The organism is Streptomyces sp. NPDC006140, from assembly GCF_040628815.1.
Lineage (GTDB): Bacteria > Actinomycetota > Actinomycetes > Streptomycetales > Streptomycetaceae > Streptomyces.
The window spans coordinates 512960-527399 of the sequence record NZ_JBEXTS010000001.1 but is presented as its reverse complement, the minus strand read 5'-3'; the positions used below and the strand labels follow the sequence as shown (position 1 = coordinate 527399).

The 14440-nt window shown below is 71.8% G+C and carries 14 protein-coding genes and 1 pseudogene; 3 read left to right on the top strand and 12 right to left on the bottom strand.

The genetic code is table 11. The annotated features are described in order from the left end of the window. Nucleotides 1-30 precede the first annotated feature (30 nt). The 10 genes and pseudogenes from ABZ386_RS02505 to ABZ386_RS02460 all read right to left on the bottom strand — a co-directional run bounded on the left by ABZ386_RS02505 (nt 31) and on the right by ABZ386_RS02460 (nt 10029). Nucleotides 31-1659: a glycosyltransferase family 39 protein gene (locus ABZ386_RS02505; protein ID WP_358963244.1), complete on the bottom strand. Its 1629-nt coding sequence runs from the start codon at nt 1657-1659 to the stop codon at nt 31-33. Nucleotides 1660-1803: 144 nt separating this feature from the next. Further along, on the bottom strand, nt 1804-2883 hold the full coding sequence (locus ABZ386_RS02500) for a radical SAM protein (protein ID WP_358963241.1): 1080 nt from the start codon (nt 2881-2883) through the stop codon (nt 1804-1806). Between the two features lie 62 nt (nt 2884-2945). Then, nucleotides 2946-3485, bottom strand: coding sequence for a CYTH domain-containing protein (locus ABZ386_RS02495; RefSeq protein ID WP_351332558.1), 540 nt, complete (start codon nt 3483-3485; stop codon nt 2946-2948). Between the two features lie 90 nt (nt 3486-3575). Next, nucleotides 3576-3992, bottom strand: a complete 417-nt coding sequence (locus ABZ386_RS02490) for a hypothetical protein (protein ID WP_351332561.1) — start codon at nt 3990-3992, stop codon at nt 3576-3578. After that, nucleotides 3989-4453: a hypothetical protein gene (locus tag ABZ386_RS02485; RefSeq protein WP_351332564.1), complete on the bottom strand. Its 465-nt coding sequence runs from the start codon at nt 4451-4453 to the stop codon at nt 3989-3991. Before ABZ386_RS02485 ends, ABZ386_RS02490 begins: the two co-directional genes overlap by 4 nt. A gap of 87 nt (nt 4454-4540) precedes the next feature. Next, nucleotides 4541-5389, bottom strand: a complete 849-nt coding sequence (locus ABZ386_RS02480; protein ID WP_351332567.1) for a helix-turn-helix transcriptional regulator — start codon at nt 5387-5389, stop codon at nt 4541-4543. Further along, a pseudogene (locus ABZ386_RS02475) lies at nt 5386-6125 on the bottom strand (DUF6879 family protein). The gene ABZ386_RS02480 and the pseudogene ABZ386_RS02475 overlap by 4 nt, the downstream one beginning before the upstream one ends. Before the next feature lie 163 nt (nt 6126-6288). Further along, the gene (locus ABZ386_RS02470; RefSeq protein WP_358963238.1) at nt 6289-6855 is read right to left on the bottom strand and encodes a DUF4352 domain-containing protein; all 567 of its coding nucleotides are present in this window, start codon (nt 6853-6855) and stop codon (nt 6289-6291) included. Between the two features lie 670 nt (nt 6856-7525). Continuing rightward, nucleotides 7526-7945, bottom strand: a complete 420-nt coding sequence (locus ABZ386_RS02465) for a hypothetical protein (RefSeq protein ID WP_351332576.1) — start codon at nt 7943-7945, stop codon at nt 7526-7528. Between the two features lie 32 nt (nt 7946-7977). Further along, nucleotides 7978-10029, bottom strand: a complete 2052-nt coding sequence (locus ABZ386_RS02460) for a phosphatase PAP2 family protein (RefSeq protein WP_358963235.1) — start codon at nt 10027-10029, stop codon at nt 7978-7980. A 380-nt stretch (nt 10030-10409) separates the two neighbouring features. On the opposite strand from ABZ386_RS02460, the gene proP reads away from it, so the two are divergent. Both proP and ABZ386_RS02450 read left to right on the top strand, forming a co-directional pair. Then, nucleotides 10410-11756 carry a glycine betaine/L-proline transporter ProP gene (gene proP, locus ABZ386_RS02455; RefSeq protein ID WP_355714463.1) on the top strand — a complete coding sequence of 449 codons (1347 nt, stop codon included), beginning with the start codon at nt 10410-10412 and terminating at the stop codon, nt 11754-11756. 514 nt (nt 11757-12270) lie between these two features. Beyond that, on the top strand, nt 12271-12942 hold the full coding sequence (locus ABZ386_RS02450) for an O-methyltransferase (RefSeq protein ID WP_351332584.1): 672 nt from the start codon (nt 12271-12273) through the stop codon (nt 12940-12942). A gap of 24 nt (nt 12943-12966) precedes the next feature. Here the strand turns inward: ABZ386_RS02450 and ABZ386_RS02445 are convergent, their stop codons facing one another. Next, on the bottom strand, nt 12967-13359 hold the full coding sequence (locus ABZ386_RS02445; protein WP_114251954.1) for an FHA domain-containing protein: 393 nt from the start codon (nt 13357-13359) through the stop codon (nt 12967-12969). Nucleotides 13360-13448: 89 nt separating this feature from the next. On the opposite strand from ABZ386_RS02445, the gene ABZ386_RS02440 reads away from it, so the two are divergent. Beyond that, a complete protein-coding gene (locus ABZ386_RS02440; protein ID WP_358963232.1) occupies nt 13449-13892 on the top strand; it encodes a DUF1992 domain-containing protein in 444 nt (147 codons plus the stop codon). Here ABZ386_RS02440 and ABZ386_RS02435 read toward each other — a convergent pair. Continuing rightward, nucleotides 13881-14438 carry a hypothetical protein gene (locus tag ABZ386_RS02435; protein WP_351332591.1) on the bottom strand — a complete coding sequence of 186 codons (558 nt, stop codon included), beginning with the start codon at nt 14436-14438 and terminating at the stop codon, nt 13881-13883. The two genes, ABZ386_RS02440 and ABZ386_RS02435, sit on opposite strands and share 12 nt — an antisense overlap. Nucleotides 14439-14440 lie beyond the last annotated feature (2 nt).

The following is a 14440-nucleotide window of genomic DNA, read 5'->3' as shown; positions in this document are numbered from 1 at the left end:
TCCGACGGTTTTCCGACACCGCCGGTGCGGTTACGGCGTGCAGCGGCCCGGGCGGGCGTAGACGATGATCTGCGCGCCCTGGACCCGGGTGCGCTCGCACACCTCGAAGTGGGTGCTCAGCGTCCGGCGCTTGACCTCCTCCTGCGGGAAGGGGTCGAGCGGCTGCCCGGGCGGATCGGTCAGGGCGACGACGCGGTCGGCCGCCAGGATGCGGCGGTGGATCGCGGCGGCGTCGCGTTCGGTGCCGTGCAGCGTGCGGGAGGCCGTCGGGGACTCGGCGAGGGCGAGGTCGTCGAGCCGGTCGTACACCTCGGGGAAGGACAGGAGCCATTCGCGGCGCCGGGCGGGCATGAACAGGACGCCGTCGCCCTGGTGCGCCTGGTCGTCGACCGTGCGGGCGACCGCGACGACGTCGTCCTTGCGGCTCTCGGGCGAGCGCACCAGCAGCGACCACGGCAGCAGCACCGCGACCGCCGTACCGGCCGCCAGGCAGGCCGTCAGCGTCCGGGCGGGAGGGGCGAGCCGGTGCCGCTGCCCGATCGCCCAGGACAGCGCGGCCCCGGCCGGCAGGGCCAGGCCCGTCGCGCCGTACAGCACGTACCGGTCGACGTACCACGGCTTGACCAGCGAGATCGTCATCAGCAGACCGGCCGGTGCGATCAGCAGCGGCAGGGCGAGGCGGGTCAGGGCGACGGCCCCGGGGGCGCCCGTGCGGACGAGGAGCCGGCACAGCAGCGCCGCCGCGGCCGAGAGACCGAGGAACAGCGCCCACGCGCCGAGGCCGGGGCGGCCGAGCCAGCCCAGCTGGGCCTCGGCCTGCCCGGCGCTGACCACCGCCAGGGGCAACAGCCCGGCCCCCACCCCGGCCGCCGCGAGCGCCCACCGCCGTACGTCGGCGCGCGCCGGGCGGGAACGCCACAGGGTCAGCCCGTGGGCGAGCAGCGCCAGCGCGGCGAACTCGTGCAGCCAGGAGGCGACGTACAGGGTGAGGGCGTACGCCGTCCACCAGCGGGCGCGGGAGTCGGCGGTGGCCCGCAGGAAGAAGTACGTCGCCCAGGTGACGCCCGCCGTGACCAGGGCGTAGGACCGGCCCTCCTGCGCGTACTGCTGGATGATCGGCAGCACCGCGAGGACGAGCCCGGCGAGCGTGCCGGCCCGGCGTCCCGCGAGCCGGGCGCCGATCGCCCCGACCCCGGCGGCGGCCAGGGCGGTGGCCAGTACGGAGGGCAGCCTGAGGGCCGTCAGCCCGCCGTCCCACCCGGCGAACACCGCCTGCATGAGGAGGTAGTACAGACCGTGCACGGCGTCGATGTGGCCCAGCAGGCCCCACAGTTCGGCCGGTGAGCGGTGGGCGACCTGGTAGGTGACGGACTCGTCGCGCCACATGCTGTCCTGCCGCTCGATCCCCCACAGGCCGAGGGCGAGCGCGGCCAGGGCCGGGACGGCGACCGGAGCCGCCCGTCTCCACCGGCCAGCCGCCCGCGGGGGCCGGGACGTCGGCGGACCCGGGCGGCGCGCGCCCGGGATCGTGCCCGTGGCGTCCAGGTGCTGAGTGATGGCTTCCTCCGCGGGCGTGGGTGTGCGTGCTCCCGTTCGTGAGACGCACACCGCCCGTACGGGGATGCCTGCGGACGCGGACCCGCCGCCCTTTTCGGTCATCCGGCGTTCTTCCGGTCGTGTATACGGCTCCACCCTCGCTCCTGTGCCGACATCGGGCCGTAGCGCGCCGAGACCCGCCCCCCTCTCGCCGCGAGGGCGGGGGCGCAGAGGACGGGCGGGCGTCTGTGGGACTCAGGCGGGTCGTCAGCCGGGGTGCGGTCCGCCGGCTGCTGCCGGCATGGCAAGCAGCCGGGTCAGCCGCGCCGCTTCGTCGCCGCGGAAGGCTGCGACCTCGCGGCAGCGCTGGCTCATCACGAACTCGCCGAGCGACAGGCACAGGTCCATGCGCTGGATGCACACGCCGACCATGAACGGGCCGTCCGCAGCGCGGTACAACCGCACCCCGTAGTACCCCTCCTGGCAGTCGTCGGGGTTGTTGAACCGGCAGTCGGCGCACGTCTCGGGGAGGCGCACGGGCCGGATGCTCTTCACGAACAGCGTGCGGCCGTCCGGCAGGCGGTACCGCACCCGCTGATCGGACGCTCCCGCTGTGATGATGCGGCGGACCGGCACGGCGCCCAGGTGGTCGACGACGTCCTGCATGGCGGCCAGCGAGGCGCCTCCGTCCTCCAGCGACACGAGCATCCGGACCACGACGGAGCGTCCGTGTCGCTCGATGATGCGCAGCACACGGTCGACATGGCCGCGGTCGGGGATCACGATGTTGGCGGAGACCTTGATGCCGTGCGCGGTCGCGGCCTCGATCGTCGCGTCGAGGGCGGTCAGCTTGCGCTCGGCGAGCTTCGGTGAGGCGAGACGTGGGGCCTGTACGGCGGCGAGTTCGGCCGGGGTGGTGCCGAACACGGACAGGTTGATGCGGTCGAGGCCAGCGGCCGCAGCGGCGGGCAGGACCGCGGCACCGTTCTCACCGTTCGAGGTGAGTCCGACCGTGAGTCCGAGGCGCCGGGCGATGGTGATCAGGCCGGGCAGGTCGGGGTGCAGCGTCGGTTCACCGCCGGTGAAGTGCACTTCGGTGGTCGGGAGGCTGCCGCGAATGGCGGCGAGGGCCAGGGCGAAGTCGGCGTCGGCGGCGATCCGGTCCGGCAAGAAGTCGGCGCCGTTGGTGCGGAGGTAGATGGAGACGCGTCCGGAGCGGCCCGGGGCGGCGACGGGTGTTCCCTCGTTGTGGCAGAACGAGCAGGCGAGGCCGCACGCGTCGATGATCTTTACCCGTAGGGTGCGGTCCGGTTTCACTTCCACCGGCACGTTGCTCAGGTCGTGCATGGTGCCCCCCTTCTCCGGGCCGGTCGGGGCGCGGTGCCCCGGCCGGTGTTGCAGGCGCCGGCCTACTCGAAGCGCAGGTCGGCGATGGAGTCCAGGTCGATGCCGTACTGGCCGTAGACCTTCGTGGTGTTGACCGATGTGAGCTGGTCGCGGTCGATGCCCAGCGCGGCGGCGGCCGCCCAGACTTGTGCTTCGTCGTCGGCCTCGATCTCCAGGTACGGCGGGATGCGCGGCCACTCGTCGACTTCCAGGCGGACGGCGCCGAGGGTGTACGAGGTGCGCCGGTTCTCCTGGTAGTTGCGCGGCGTGAGGCCGGTGAGCTGCAGCAGCGCGGCGGCTTCCTCGAAGCTGTCGACGGCGACCTCGGTCTCGTGGGTGCCGTCGACGGCATCCGTGGTGATCTGCTTCACGCACAGGGTGACGTCGGTTCCGGTGTCGCGGAGCCGCACCCATCGGCCGGGGACGGCCGGGATGGTGTCGTACACGTACCGTCGCATGAGGCGAGTCCCAGTCGTGCATGTGCCACCGGCCTCGTTGATGAGCCGCGCGATCTTCGCGGGGTCGATGTCGAGGGCCTTCGCTTCGAACTCAATGCCTGCCACTGGGTCTCCGTTTCGCTGATCGCTGCCGGTGTCCAACGACCGTGCAGCGTAGGGGGCGCTGCACGACAGCAACCCCCCACGGGGCCGGGGCTACAGGCGGGTGCCGACGGCGATCGTGTCGTTCCCCGCGAGCCGGAGGATGGCCCTCAGGACGATCGGCAGGCGGCGGTCGTCGAGGTCCTCCACCGAGGCGAGGGTGGTGATGCCGATGCCGACCATGGACAGGACCAAGTGCAGGAAGGCGCGCTGCTGCTCGTCGAGGCCGAGCCCGTACTGGAGCCCGGACAGGCCCTCGAAGCGCGCTGCCCGCCCCTTGCGACTGTCGACGATCAGGGCTCGCTGCACGGCCGGCACCGACAGGACGCTCCGTTCTTCGACCAGCGCTTGGACGGCGGCGCGGTGACGCCGGAACCTCGTATTGCGCAGCAGTTCAGCACATAGCTGCTGATACTCCGCTTCCGGGTCGACGGTCTCAGGGGCCGGGATCTCCGTCTCGGTGCCGGTCATGCCGGTGCCTCCGCAGCATGTCGGTACCCGCCAGGGCCGAAGGCGGCGGCGAGTACGGCAGGGTCAGTGAGGTGGCCCGTCCCATCGGGGTCCCAGAGCCATTGCATGCGCTCCGTCTCGCGGCCGGTCGGCGGGCAGCGCAGCGTCCAGCCTGCGTGCTGGACGTGGAGCTGCCGGACGTCAGCGAGTTCCTGCGCGGCGTCGAGCGGCACCAGCCACCACGCCGCGTTCGCGTAGGGGTCCATGAGCACCGGTCCGCGCTGCTCCTCCCGGATGCGAACCGCGGCGGGCAGGCCTTGGGTGACGGTGGACTCGGCGATCAGCCAGTGTGCGCCGCTCTCGATCTCGGCGAGGGTGCCGGCATGCCATGCCTTCCACACGAGCGCCGGGTGCGTGTGGCAGTCGGCGAGCCACACGTCTCCGGCCTCGTACCGCTGGGCGATGCTCATCGGATGGGCCATGCACCGGACGTTATGCAGGGCGATTGCAGGCCCGCGGCGCGATTGCGCGGGATTGCGCACAGGGTGGGGAGGCTTGCGGCCGGTTGCTCAGGCGAGGTCGAGAGAGGCCCGCGCGCGGCCGATCAGGCGACGCGCCGGCGTCCCGTACTCCGCGGACTCGGCGAGCCAGTCCCACGCCCGCTCGTACAGCTGGACGTCGTCGTCACCGGTCAGCCACAGCTCCTCGCTGATGGTCTCGACGATGACGAGTCGCCGGTCGTAGATCCAGAAGGCGTGCGGGGCCGTGCGGCGCAGCTGGGTGCCGAAGGGCAGGATGCCGAGTTCGATCCGGCGCTGGCCGACGAGGTTGTACAGCCGGTCGAGTTGCTCGGCCATCACCTCGACGGGGCATGAGCGGTGGTACAGGGCCGCTTCGCAGACGAGGAACCGGAACGTCTTCTCCGGGTCGTACAGCGCTTCCTGGCGGCGCATGCGCGTCTCGACGGCGGCCTCGGTGGTGGGCGGGATCCCGCGGAACTCGGCGTTGCTGTCGAAGATGACCCGCGCATACTCCGGAGTCTGGAACAGGCCAGGGATGCGGGAGACCTCGAGGCCCCGGATCAACGTCGTGTGCTCGGTCTGCCGGACGGCGATCTCCTGCCGCCCGCGGTGCCCGCCCGCGAGCTGCCGACGCCAGGACCGGTGCCGCTGCTTCAGGTCCAGGCCCGCGAGCAGGCCGTGCAGTTCGGGTTCCGTGTCCGGGCGGCCGACGGCGTTCGCCCACGCGGTCAGGTCGGCGCGGGTCGGGGTCTGCTTGCCGTTCTGCAGCCGGGAGACCTTCGAGGTCTGCCAGCCGAGCTTGTGAGCGATGTCCTTGCCTTCCAGACCGGCCTCGGCGCGCAGCTCCCGCAGGCGCGCGCCGAGGGCCTCGCGTGCGGTCTGGAAGTCGGTGGTCACACTGCTGAAGCTACCCGCTTCGCGAACTCGCCTGTAGGCATTGCGTGATGCCTGCGGCGTCTCGGGCCTGGCAGGCTGCGAGTACTTCGGCGGGGTCCTCGGTGACGTAAACGCCGAGGGTGGTGTCGTCCTCGTCGAACGCGAAGCGGGCCACGATCTTCGAGTCGAACAGCCAGAAGTCGTGGTCCGGCAGGCGCAGGGTGTGGGCGTCGCTGCGTAGGAGGTAGCGGATGTCCTCGCCAGCCTCGATGTTGCTGGGCGCGCGGGTCAGCAGGAACTGCTGCCCCTGGGTCAGGGGCTCGTCGGCCAGGCGGACGCGCTCGAACCGCTTGCCCTGCTCGGCTTGGGCGCGGACGTTCTGCCGCCACGCGTTGGCCGGCTCGGAGGCGACGTCCTCACCGGCGAGCCACTTCGGCCAGAGCGGGGACCGGCGGTCGGAGGCGTAGCCGCGGCGGGTCTCCAGCCGGAACGCGGTGTGCCGAAAGTCGCGGAACAGGTGCGAGATCGAGGCGAACGGCTGGAGTTCGGGCGCAGCGGTGCGGAGCGAGTAGCGGGTCAGGAGGCTGCGAGGGACGCGGACGAACGTCTCGGACGGCTTGACGTCCCGCAGCTGCACGAGGTGCTGCGGGTCGGTCTCGCGGTCGCCCTGGACGAGGATCTCGTCCGTGCCTTCGATCTCGTACAGGGTGGGGCAGTCACCGTCGTCGCTGGTGGTACCGAGGAACCTGAGCGCCATGTCGCCTCCGCGTTCTGGTGGTCGGAGATCCAGGATGCGTGGCGGTTGCGTGGTAGCGCTCTCGGATTGCGGCAGATTGCTGGCCGAGGAGGTCGGCTGCGGATTGCGCGCAACGCGGAAAGGCCCCCAGACGGCCCGTCACGGGACCGCTGGGGGCTTCCGGCTACGCCTTCGGCACGGCCCACTCCGCGGGCGTCTCCAGCGCTTCCGGCACGTACAGCACGCGCTCGGGCCGCTGCTTGGCCGGCACGGCGAACACGGTCTTCCCGCGGACGCAGTCGCCGGCCTTCATCTTCGCCTCGTACGGATACTCCGGCTTGGGGAAGTCCCCGTACGTCACGCCGCTCGGCTCGATCCGCGCCCCGTCCGCGTAGGCCAGCGCCCACGGGTACCGGGTCACCCCGCTCGTGCCCTTCTTCAGGCACGCCTTGATCTCTACCGCAGCCCAGGTGTAGCCCTTGGTGCCGAACTCCTCGTCGGCCGAGGCCTGCGGGTGGAAGGTGTCCTGCTCGTACCCGAGCACCGTGACGCCCATGGTCATGCCGTCGTCGGAGAAGGTGAGCTCCTGCCCGAACGTCCGGGGCTTGTCGGGACTGGGCTTCGGCTCCGCCGTGGTCTTCTGCGCCGCCGGCTTGTTGGCCTTCGGCGTGGCGCGTGGCTCTGTGTCGCTGCCACAGGCGGTCAGCGCGAGCAGCAGGAGAGCGGTGATGGTGATGGCGCGGGTGCGCATGGTCCCCCAAGGTGCTGTGTGTCGAGAAGGCATCATGCGTTCCGCCGTATTGGCGCGCGGGCTATGTGGCCGTCTTGTAACCTGCTCGGATGGAGATGAACGACACGATGTCGTTGCGGTGCATCAGTTGACGCGAAGAACGCTTCCGCTCGAAGATGCACCGTTCAAGGAATTCGATGATGCGTTGCGGGACATCGACTCCGCAGCCGGTGAATCCTCGCGCGAACTGGTGGAAAAGGCTGAAGCAGTGCTGAGCTCCATCCAGGCACACCCTCCCGGCCACATGAACGTTATGAAGCGATACTGGGTCCGCTACGCGACCCTCGCGGGGCTGCTGCTCGTGCTTGAGATCGCTTCCCTACTCTGGCTGGTCTCGCCTTCTCGTGGAGCCATCGCTTCGGTGGTTGGCACGCTCCGACAGGAGCGGGGGTGGGGCGGACCCGCAGCCATAACACCGGCAGGGAACGCAGTCGTCCCGAGTGGACCACGTTGAGCGGACTTCGTAAGCCACCGATGGTCTGCTGATCGAGGGCCGTTGACGCGCGGAAGTTTCGCCTCAGGTACCGCGAGCGGGGCGGTCGTGGTGTTCGGCGCGCGTCACGGGCACGCTGCGCTGCGGAGAAATGTCGGGCCGGTCGTTCCCCCCTCGATGGAAACCCGGCCCGCGGGCTCAACGCTCGGCAACGGGCCTCTGCGCAGCGGACCCTTGCTCAGGGATGCGGGTCACGCCGGTCCTCCTGGCGCTGGCGTTCCATCCCGCACGGAAGAGTTCGCCACGCAGCTTCTCGGCAACGGTGATCTTGGTGACCTGAGGTTCCGCTTGTCTTTCACGGCCTTCGCTCGGGCCAGGCAGCGCTTCGGTGACGTCTTCCGGACGCATGTCGATGTCGTACACGCCGAGAGCGAGCTCGCACAGTTCGATGAGCCGGTCCGTACCTTCGGCGTTCGCCAGCACAAGCAGTGTGGGCTCGAAGGTGAGTTGGGCGAGGAGGTTGTGCAGGGCGGAGTTGAGGTGGGCGCCGGCGACGGTCACACTGCCGACGGCTTCGAGGAACGGGTTGCGCTCGGGCGTGGCGGCGTTCGAGGTCATGGCCGGGATGGCGTTCTGGCCGGGGCCGCCGTTCAGAGGGAACTGGTGGATCTGCTGCTCGAACGCGTCTGTGGTCGCTCCCGCTCGGTCGCGGCGGCGGTGGCGGGCCTGGGCCCCGAGAGCACGTACGTCAGGGCGAAGCCCGCGCCGACCACGACCGCTCCCCCGGCCGCGTCGAGCACCCAGTGGTTGGCGGTCGCGACGATCGCCGAGGCCGTGCACAGCGGGTGCAGCAGCCCCAGCGCCTTCAGCCACCACCGGGGCGCCAGCACGGCGATCACGACGCCGCACCACAGCGACCAGCCGAAGTGCAGGGACGGCATGGCCGCGTACTGGTTGGTGAGGGCCGTGAGCGTGCCGTAGTCGGGCTGGGAGAAGTCCTGGACGCCGTGGACGGTGTCGATGAAGCCGAGCGTCGGCATCAGGCGGGGCGGGGCCAGCGGGTAGAGCCAGAAGCCGACCAGGGCCAGCAGGGTGGCGAAGCCGAGGGCGGAGCGGGCCCAGCGGTACTCGGCCGGGCGGCGCCAGTACAGGATCGCGAGGACCGTCAGCGGGACGGCGAAGTGGAACGACGTGTAGTAGAAGTCGAAGAAGTTCCGCAGCCAGTCGATCCGCACGACGGTGTGGTTGACCCAGTGCTCGATGTCGATGTGCAGGGCGCGCTCGAGGCCGTACACCTGCATGCCGTGCTCCTCGGCCTCGGCCCGCCCGGCCGAGTTGCTGCCGCCGGTGGCGGCGAGCCGGACCTGGGAGTAGGCGGCGTAGGTGACCCGGATGAGGAGGAGTTCCAGGAGGAGGTTGGGCCTGGCGAGGACCCGGCGCAGGAAGGGCGCCAGCGGTACCCGCCGGAAGCGGGCCGGGGCGGCGGGGGCGTACTCGGTGGGGATCGGCTGCCGGTAGTACGGCGAGGTGCGGGACAGGAACGGCACGGCGGTGGCGGCGGCGAGGGCGGCCACCAGGACGAGGTTGGTGCGCAGCGGGTCCAGCGACTGCATGTCGGGCAGCAGCATCCTGGTGGGCAGGGTCATGACCAGGACGACGGCGACCGGCCACACGTACCGGTCGGAGGCGCGTCGGCCGGCCCGGCCGACGACCGCGAGCAGTATCCACAGCAGCTGGTGCTGCCAGGCCGTGGGCGAGACGACGATCGCGGCGCAGCCGGTGATGGCGACGGCGAGCAGCAGCTGGCCGTCGCGGAAGCAGCGGACGGCGCGGCGCAGGGCGAGGACGGCGACGGCCGCGCCGAGCGACAGGAAGAGGGCGACCTCCAGGGGGCCGCTCAGGCCGAGCCGGAGCAGGGCGCCGTGCAGGGACTGGTTGGCGAGGTCGTCGGCCGGGCCGCCGAGGCCGACGCCCGCCATGTGGTGGACCCAGTAGCGGTAGGAGTCGTGCGGCATCGCCGCCCAGGCGAGCCCGGTGCACGCGGCGAAGGTGACGCCGGTGGAGAGCGCGGCGCGTCTGCGCCCGGTGAACCACAGCAGGGGCGTGAAGAGCAGCAGGGTGGGCTGGAGCGCGGCCGCGACGCCGATGAGCAGGCCGCTGGCGCGCTGGCCGTGGGCGACGAAGCAGCCCAGCAGGACGAGCAGGACCGGGATGATGCTGGTCTGGCCCAGCCACAGGGTGTTGCGGACGGGCAGGGACAGCATCAGCAGGCTGACGGCGACCGGGGCGGCCAGCAGGGCCGTGCGGCGGCTGACCGGCTGGGGCAGGGCGCGGGCGGCGATCAGGCCGAGGGCCACGACCAGCAGCAGTGTGCCGAAGGTCCAGCCCCAGCCGAGGGCCTGTTCGGCCGAACGGGTGAGGGGTTTGAGGACGAGGCCGCTGAACGGGGTGCCGGTGAAGCGGGTCGAGTCGTACAGGGAGCCGTTCACGTGCAGGACGCCGTTCGGCCCGAGCCAGGTCTCCAGGTCCGTCAGGCGCTCGCCGCGCGGAGTGGCGAGGACGACGGCCACCTGGCGTGCCGCGAGGAGTGCCGCGATCAGCCAGAGGCCGAGGCGGGCCACGCGCAGGCGTACCCGGGCCCCGCCGACGGCCGTCGCTCCGAGTGCTTCCGCCGGTCGTCCGCCGTGATCCGCGTTCGTCACTCCCCGTCGGCCTCCCGCCCCAGTGGTTGGTCGCCTCCGGGAGGAAGACGCGGGCTACCCCCGGTTCACCTGACGTCCGTCCTCCTTTTGTCCGGAAGACGATAGTCCGCGGGGTGGGTGGTCGCCTCTCCTCGACGCGAGAAGGATCACATCAAGATCCTGTGGGAACCGCTCCCGGCCGGGCATACGTGCCTGCATAACCGGCATTTAGCTGCACCCTGCAACGAAAGGCGTACCGCCCGTAAAGGGGCTTTATCCGCCTATCGTCGCTTTTTCGGCCCGTACGACAGCGCCGCCGCGCGGGACCGTGTCCCTGTCCCCGTCGAAAGGTAGGCGAGCGAGTCTTGTCGACTGCCTCAGTCGTCGCTCCCCCGTCCGTCATGAAGAGCCGCACAGCGAAGGCCCAGGACGCCACCGTCACCGACCCCGCGCTGGTCAAGCGCGCCGTGAAGGCGGCCGCGCTGGGCAACGCGATGGAATGGTTCGACTTCGGTGTCTACAGCTACATCGCGGTCACGCTGGGCAAGGTCTTCTTCCCCTCGGGCAACCCCACCGCGCAGCTGCTGTCCACGTTCGGCGCCTTCGCCGCGGCCTTCCTGGTCCGCCCCCTCGGCGGCATGGTCTTCGGCCCGCTCGGCGACCGCGTGGGCCGCCAGAAGGTCCTCGCCCTCACCATGATCATGATGGCGGCGGGCACCTTCGCGATCGGTCTGATCCCGTCGTACGCGACGATCGGTGTCGGCGCGCCGATCCTGCTTCTCGTGGCCCGCCTCGTGCAGGGCTTCTCCACCGGCGGCGAGTACGCCGGTGCCTCGACCTTCATCGCCGAGTACGCGCCCGACAAGCGACGCGGCTTCCTCGGCAGCTGGCTGGAGTTCGGCACGCTCGCCGGCTACATCGGCGGCGCCGGCCTGGTCACGCTGATGACCGCCCTGCTCTCCGCCGACGACCTCACCTCCTGGGGCTGGCGCATCCCGTTCCTGATCGCCGGCCCGATGGGCATCATCGGCCTCTACCTGCGACTGCGTCTGGAGGAGACCCCGGCGTTCGCCGCCGAGGTCGACAAGGCCGAGAAGGACCGGCCCAAGGTGCCGCTGCGCGAGATGATCACCGGCCAGTGGCGGGCGCTGCTGCTCTGCGTCGGCCTGGTGCTGGTCTTCAACGTCACCGACTACATGCTGCTGTCGTACATGCCGAGCTACCTGACCGGCCAGCTCCACTACGACGAGACGCACGGCCTGCTCGTCGTCCTCGGCGTGATGGCCCTGATGATGATCGTCCAGCCGTTCGCCGGCGCGCTGACCGACCGCGTCGGCCGCCGTCCGGTGATCGCCGCGGGCTGCGCGGGCTTCCTGCTGCTGTCCGTCCCGGCCCTGCTGCTGATCCGCGAGGGCAGCCTGCTCGCGGTCGCGCTCGGCATGGGCGCCCTGGGCCTGCTGCTGGTCTGCTTCACGGCGTCGATGCCCTCGGCGCTGCCGGCCCTGTTCCCCACCAAGGTCCGTTACGGCTCGCTGTCCATCGGCTTCAACGTCTCGGTGTCCCTGTTCGGCGGCACGACCCCGCTGGTGGTCACGGCCCTGATCGGCGCGACCGGCAACATGATGATGCCCGCGTACTACATGATGGCCGCGGCCGTGATCGGCGGCTTCGCGGTGTGGCGCATGACGGAGTCGGCGGGCCGCCCACTCCCCGGTTCGGCCCCCTCGGTGGCAGCGCGCCAGCACTGAGCCCCCTTGGCCTCCGCCGTGGACCGGGGACGCCCGCCGGGCGCGAACCGGGAAGCGGCGGCCGCGGGGGGGGGCGGCGCGGCCCCCGCCCACACGTCCGGTGCGGCCCTTGTCCACACGTCCGGTGCGGCCCTTGTCCGCGCGCCGGGTGCCACCGTTGTCCGCGCGTCCGGCGCGCCCCGCCCCCCGCACCCGGGTCACCCCGCCCCACGCCTGGGTGCCACCCGCCCGCCCGGTGCCATCCCGTCCGCCCGCCCGGCGCGACCCGCCCCCACACGCGGGGCCACCCCACCTCCACGCCCGGGTGCCATCCCGCCCCCACGCCCGGTGCCACCCCGTCCGCCCGCCCGGCGCGACCCGCACCCACACCCACTGCCACACCCGCTGCGGTCGGGACATGCCCCGGCCGGAGGCGGTCTTCCGGCGGTCTCCTCGTGCCGCGCGGAACCCCGGCCCGTTTGCGATCGTTGGCCTGCTGGTTAGCGTTCCTGACTAGGTACAGAAAGGCAGCCGCATGAGCGAGTCGCACGTCTGGGACGAGGTCGACGCCTACTTCACCGCCCACCTCGCCCCGGACGACGAAGCCCTGGCGGCGGCCCTGCGCGACAGCGACGCCGCCGGGCTCCCGCACATCAGCGTCGCGGCGAACCAGGGCAAGCTCCTCCAGCTCCTGGCCCAGATCCAGGGCGCGCGCCACATCCTGGAGATCGGCACGCTCGGCGGATACAGCACCATCTGGCTGGGCCGCGCCCTGCCCGCCGACGGCCGGCTGATCTCCCTGGAGTACGACCCCAGGCACGCCGAGGTCGCCGTCCGCAACATCGCCCGGGCCGGCCTCGACAAGCTCGTCGAGGTGCGGGTGGGCCCGGCCCTGGAGTCGCTGCCCAAGCTGGCCGACGAGAACCCGCCCCCGTTCGACCTGGTCTTCATCGACGCCGACAAGGCGAACAACCCGCACTACGTGGACTGGGCCGTCCGGCTCTCCAGCACGGGCAGCCTGATCGTCCTCGACAACGTGGTCCGCGGCGGCCGGGTGACCGACGCGGACAGCACCGCCCCGGACGTCATGGGCACCCGCGCCGCCATCGAACTGATCGGCAGCCACCCGAGGTTGAGCGGGACGGCGATCCAGACGGTCGGCACGAAGGGGTACGACGGGTTCGCGCTCGCGCGGGTGCTGGCCTGACGCCGGGCCGTCCCCCGCCGGCGGTCACACCTCGTGGTAGAAGCCCACGTTGACGCTGCGCGGAGCGGTGCGGTCCTGCACGATGATCTCGCCGCTGCCGCCCCTGGGCAGCGGGACGGTACCGCCGTAGGCGAGGGGCTGGGCGTACTCCCCGACCGTCAGGCGGACTTCGGAGGACGGGTCGGGCTGGGAGCCGCGCAGCCACGTGACCTGCCAGGTGCCGTCGGGCCCGCAGAGGAACTCCAGGTGCACGCGGGAGACGAACAGCCAGTCGTCCGGCGTGCTGAGCCGGCACACCGACTTGTCGCGGCCCACCCGCAGCACGGCACCCGGCTCGCTGGGCGCGTCGGCCATGAGCATGCCGGCCGTGGCACCCTCCTCCGCCGCGGACACGGCGGCCATGGTGAGTTCGAGCACGTGCGCTCCTCCTGAGACGTCCTGAACGGGCCTGCAAGCCCGCCGCATGATAGAACGCCCGGCCGCGCGGTGTCCGGCACAATGGGTTCATGACCGAACGAAAGCCACCCGGCGTCGACTTCGAGTCCTGGGTCGACAAACAGATCCGTGACGCGGAGGCGCGCGGTGAGTTCGAACGGTTGCCCGGGGCGGGCCGGCCGCTCCCGCCCGACGTCGAGAGCACGTACGACGAACTGTGGTGGGTCAAGCGGAAGATGGCCCGCGAGGGCTTCTCGGTGCTCCCGCCGGCGCTGGCGCTGCGCAAGGAGGCCGAGGACGCGCTGCCGGCGGCCCTCGCGGCCCCCTCGGAGCGCCTCGCGCGGAAGATCATCGACGAGGTCAACGACAAGATCCGCGCCATGATGTTCAAGCCGCCGCCCGGCCCCCCGCTGGGAAAGAAGCCGTACGACGTCGAGGACGTCGTACGGCAGTGGCGGGAGCGCCGGGCGGAGCGGGGACCGGGCGGTTCACCCGGGCCCGGGTCACACGTGTAGCAGTCGTTCCGCCAGTTCGCGGTAGTCCTTCAGGGCCAGCCGCAGCTGCTCGGTGTCGGCGGACGACACGGGCTTGCCCTCGCCGCCCTCGACCGACTGCCAGGAGTGCCGCAGGGTGCGGCGGCGCTGCGTCACGGCCTCGGTGAAGCGGGCCGCGATCTCCTCCAGCACGTGGTCGGCCTCCTCGACGGCGGCTCGGGGGCCGTCGACGAACCCGGCGACCGCGTGCTGCAGCTGCGAGCCGAGCTTGTCGGACTCGTCGTGGGGCAGGAGGTGGGCGCGGACGCCCGGGGCACCCGCGCGGGAGCCCGCCTCACGGGACCCCGTCTCATGGGACCCCGTCTCACGGGAGCCCGTCTCGCGCGGGCCGGTGCGGTCTCCGGTGGGAGCGGCGCCGGCCGGTGTGAGGCGGTTCTCCCCGGGGGCACCAGGGGTGTGCGCGCCGGTGGCGCGGTCCGTGCCGTGGCCGGTGCCCAGGGCGGTCTCGCCGCGGGCGTCGGGGGCCGCGGGCGTGTCGTCGCCCGGCGGTCGGGTCATGTCGGTCATCG

Excerpts from the sequence above, each read along its gene's own strand:
- ABZ386_RS02490 (WP_351332561.1), bottom strand. The coding sequence starts at position 3,992 with ATGACCGGCACCGAGACGGAGATCCCGGCCCCTGAGACCGTCGACCCG.
- ABZ386_RS02470 (WP_358963238.1), bottom strand. The coding sequence starts at position 6,855 with ATGCGCACCCGCGCCATCACCATCACCGCTCTCCTGCTGCTCGCGCTG.
- proP (WP_355714463.1), top strand. The coding sequence starts at position 10,410 with ATGAAGAGCCGCACAGCGAAGGCCCAGGACGCCACCGTCACCGACCCC.
- ABZ386_RS02485 (WP_351332564.1), bottom strand. The coding sequence starts at position 4,453 with ATGGCCCATCCGATGAGCATCGCCCAGCGGTACGAGGCCGGAGACGTG.
- ABZ386_RS02500 (WP_358963241.1), bottom strand. The coding sequence starts at position 2,883 with ATGCACGACCTGAGCAACGTGCCGGTGGAAGTGAAACCGGACCGCACC.
- ABZ386_RS02505 (WP_358963244.1), bottom strand. The coding sequence starts at position 1,659 with ATGACCGAAAAGGGCGGCGGGTCCGCGTCCGCAGGCATCCCCGTACGG.
- ABZ386_RS02465 (WP_351332576.1), bottom strand. The coding sequence starts at position 7,945 with ATGACCTCGAACGCCGCCACGCCCGAGCGCAACCCGTTCCTCGAAGCC.
- ABZ386_RS02450 (WP_351332584.1), top strand. The coding sequence starts at position 12,271 with ATGAGCGAGTCGCACGTCTGGGACGAGGTCGACGCCTACTTCACCGCC.
- ABZ386_RS02435 (WP_351332591.1), bottom strand. The coding sequence starts at position 14,438 with ATGACCGACATGACCCGACCGCCGGGCGACGACACGCCCGCGGCCCCC.
- ABZ386_RS02440 (WP_358963232.1), top strand. The coding sequence starts at position 13,449 with ATGACCGAACGAAAGCCACCCGGCGTCGACTTCGAGTCCTGGGTCGAC.